Source organism: Blastococcus sp. KM273128, from assembly GCF_021698975.1.
In the GTDB taxonomy this organism is placed as follows: domain Bacteria; phylum Actinomycetota; class Actinomycetes; order Mycobacteriales; family Geodermatophilaceae; genus Blastococcus.
Window position 1 is genome coordinate 1 of record NZ_SSXA01000136.1, and the last position, 3,564, is coordinate 3,564.

Sequence of the window (3,564 nt, forward strand, 5' to 3'; positions counted from 1 at the left end):
CCGGGCTACCGCGTCCTCACCACACCACCGGCACCACCGCCAGCACCACCGGACCCGGACGACGACCCGCCACCGTTCTGACGGCGCGGCCGGTCCGCCGGGTGGATATGTCCTGACGGCGGAGGCAGGCGCTGCTCCGATCCGGTGATGTCGCGTGCACCCCTGCGGCGAACACGGCCCGCGGCGCGGGACACTGTGCGCATGACGACGACCAGCCCACCGCAGACCGGAGACCTCTCGCTCCCGGCGCGACCGGGCTGGCCCGACGCCGCTGGGCACTTCGGGGTCTTCGGTGGCCGCTTCGTGCCCGAGGCGCTCATCGCCGCCCTCGACGAGCTCACCGAGGCCTACGAGGCCATGCGCGTCGACCCCGCCTTCCTCGAGGAGTTCGCCCGCCTCCAGCGCGACTACACCGGCCGGCCGAGCCCGATCACCGAGGTGCCGAAGTTCGCCGCGCACGCCGGCGGCGCGCGGGTCCTGCTCAAGCGCGAGGACCTCAACCACACCGGCTCCCACAAGATCAACAACGTGCTGGGCCAGGCGCTGCTCACCAAGCGGATCGGCAAGACGCGCGTGATCGCCGAGACCGGCGCCGGCCAGCACGGCGTGGCCACGGCGACGGCGGCGGCTCTCATGGGCCTGTCCTGCACGGTCTACATGGGCGAGGAGGACACCCGCCGGCAGGCGCTCAACGTCGCCCGCATGCGGCTGCTCGGCGCCGAGGTCATCCCGGTGACCACCGGCTCCCGCACGCTCAAGGACGCGATCAACGAGGCCTTCCGCGACTGGGTGACCAACGTCGAGACGACGAACTACGTCTTCGGCACCGTCGCCGGCCCGCACCCCTTCCCGGCCATGGTCCGCGACTTCCAGCGGGTCATCGGCGACGAGGCGCGCGACCAGGTGCTCGAGCGCGAGGGGCGGCTCCCCGACGCCGTCCTCGCCTGCGTCGGCGGCGGCTCCAACGCCATCGGCATCTTCACCGCCTTCGTCCCCGACGCAGGGGTGCGGCTGATCGGCCTGGAGGCCGGCGGCGACGGCGTCGACACCCCGCGGCACGCCGCGACGATCACCGGCGGCACGCCGGGCGTGCTGCACGGCGCCCGCTCCTTCCTCCTCCAGGACGAGAACGGCCAGACGGTCGAGTCCCACTCGATCAGCGCCGGCCTGGACTACCCCGGCGTCGGCCCGGAGCACTCCTACCTGCACGACATCGGCCGGGCCGAGTACCGGCCGGTCACCGACGCCGAGGCGATGGAGGCGTTCGCGCTGCTCTGCCGCACCGAGGGCATCATCCCGGCGATCGAGTCGGCGCACGCCCTGGCCGGTGCGCTCACCCTCGGCCGGGAACTGGGGCCGGAGGCGCTGCTCCTGGTGAACCTCTCCGGCCGTGGGGACAAGGACGTCGAGACGGCGTCGCGGTGGTTCGGCCTGGGGGACAGGGAGCACGTCGACCCCGGCGCCGGCATGGACACCGACCAGCGGCCCACCGAGGGCGCGGTCAGCAACGCCGACGCCGTCGCCGGCCAGGACGCGGGGGAGACGGCGTGAGCGCGCTGCAGGAGCGGATCGACGCGGCCAGGGCGGAGGGGCGCTCGGCGCTCATCGCCTACCTCCCCGTCGGCTACCCGGACGTCGAGGGCTCGATCGAGGCGATGGTGGCGGCGGTCGAGGCCGGCGCGGACGTCATCGAGATCGGCGTCCCCTACAGCGACCCGGGCATGGACGGGCCGGTGATCCAGGAGGCCGTCGACGTCGCCGTGCGGGCCGGGGTGGGCATGCGCGACGTGCTCCGCGCGGTGGAGGCGGTGGCCGCGGCCGGCGCCGTCCCGGTGGTCATGAGCTACTGGAACCCCATCGAGCGCTACGGCGTCGAGCGGTTCGCCACCGACCTGGCCGCGGCCGGGGGAGCGGGGGCCATCACCCCCGACCTGATCCCCGACGAGGCGGGGGCGTGGATCGACGCGGCCGGGGAGGCCGACCTGGACCGGGTCTTCCTCGTCGCGCCCTCCTCCACCGACGCCCGGCTCCGCTCGACGACCGCCGCCTGCCGCGGGTTCGTCTACGCGGCCTCCACCATGGGGGTCACCGGCACGCGCGCCACGGTGGGCGACGCCGCCGAGAGGCTCGTGGCCCGCACCCGCCAGGCCGCGCCCGACCTCGCGGTCTGCGTCGGCCTGGGCGTCTCCGACGGCGACCAGGCCGCCGAGGTCGCCGCCTTCGCCGACGGCGTGATCGTCGGCTCGGCCTACGTCCGCGAGCTGCTGGAGGGCCGGGGTGTCGACGGGGTCCGCACGCTGACCGGCGACCTGGCCGCCGGCGTCCGCCGGGCGGGGGTGCGGGCATGACCGCCCTCGCCGCCCTCCCCAGCCCGACCCAGGGCGTCTGGGAGCTGGGCCCGCTGCCGATCCGGGCGTACGCGCTCTGCATCGTCGCCGGCATCATCGCCGCCGTCCTGCTCACCGAGCGGCGCTGGGTCGCCCGCGGTGGCGCGCCCGGCGACGTCCTGGACATCGCCGTCTGGGCGGTGCCGTTCGGCATCGTCGGCGGCCGCATCTACCACGTCATCTCCAGCCCCCGCCCCTACTTCGGCGAGGGCGGCGACCCGCTGCGCGCCTTCGCCATCTGGGAGGGCGGCCTGGGCATCTGGGGCGCCATCGCCTTCGGCGGCGTGGGGGCATGGATCGCCTGCCGCCGGCGCGGCATCCCGCTGCCCGCCTTCGCCGACGCGCTCGCGCCGGGGCTGCTGGTCGCCCAGGCGATCGGCCGGCTGGGCAACTGGTTCAACAACGAGCTCTACGGCGGCCCCACCGACCTGCCCTGGGCGCTCACCATCTACGAGTGGAGCGGCGGGCAGGCGGTCACCGGGGCCGACGGCGAGCCGGTGGTCCTGGGCACGTTCCACCCGACGTTCCTCTACGAGCTGCTCTGGAACCTCGCCGCGGCGGCGCTGGTCATCTGGGCCGACCGCCGCTTCCGCCTCGGGCACGGCCGCGCCTTCGCGCTGTACGTCGCCTCCTACTGCGCCGGCCGGCTGTGGATCGAGCTCCTGCGCACCGACCCGGCCGAGACCCTGTTCGGCGTGCGGATCAACGTCTTCACGTCGATCGTCGTCGGGCTGCTCGCGGTGGCCTACCTCGTCTGGCAGCGCGGCCGCCCGCGCGAGGTCATCGACCGGGGCGCCGCGGCGGCGGGCGGGCAGCCGGCCGACCAGCAGGGCGACCGGCCGGCCCCGGAGCCGTCCGGGCAGGCGTCCGGGGCGACAGCGGCCGGCGCGCGTGAGGACGATCACGGGACGCCGCCGGCGAGCTGACCGGACCGGCGTGGGGCCGGTCACGGATCGGCGTCAGGCATGTCAGGACGGTGTTACGGCTGTGTACGCTTCCGCCTGACCCGCCAGAGACCCTGGCGAGGTCGTAGTGTCGGACCGGGCCAGTGCTGCCCCGCGGACGACGGCTCACCGGCACCCACCGGTGGGCTCGCGCGTCAGCCGGTCAGGGCCACCTGAGCCTCCCCGGTGCCCCGCGATCCGCACGTGCCGCCATCTCCGCCGCCCTTGACCTC

At 75.1% G+C, this 3,564-nt stretch carries 3 protein-coding genes; all 3 read left to right on the forward strand.

What is annotated here, in order from left to right; translation table 11 throughout:
* Positions 1-201 precede the first annotated feature (201 nt).
* The 3 genes from trpB to lgt are packed head-to-tail and all read left to right on the forward strand — an operon-like array spanning position 202 to position 3,313.
* Positions 202-1,551: a tryptophan synthase subunit beta gene (gene trpB / locus E9529_RS21115; RefSeq protein ID WP_236833229.1), complete on the forward strand. Its 1,350-nt coding sequence runs from the start codon at positions 202-204 to the stop codon at positions 1,549-1,551.
* Positions 1,548-2,348, forward strand: a complete 801-nt coding sequence (gene trpA / locus E9529_RS21120) for a tryptophan synthase subunit alpha (protein ID WP_236833230.1) — start codon at positions 1,548-1,550, stop codon at positions 2,346-2,348. The genes trpB and trpA overlap by 4 nt, the downstream gene beginning before the upstream one ends.
* Positions 2,345-3,313 (forward strand): prolipoprotein diacylglyceryl transferase, encoded by a 969-nt coding sequence (gene lgt, locus E9529_RS21125; protein WP_236833231.1) that lies wholly within the window; start codon positions 2,345-2,347, stop codon positions 3,311-3,313. Before trpA ends, lgt begins: the two co-directional genes overlap by 4 nt.
* Positions 3,314-3,564: the final 251 nt, after the last annotated feature.

What these genes read in the sequence shown, in the direction of transcription:
- trpB (WP_236833229.1), top strand. Translation starts at nt 202, where the DNA reads ATGACGACGACCAGCCCACCGCAGACCGGAGACCTCTCGCTCCCGGCG.
- lgt (WP_236833231.1), top strand. Translation starts at nt 2,345, where the DNA reads ATGACCGCCCTCGCCGCCCTCCCCAGCCCGACCCAGGGCGTCTGGGAG.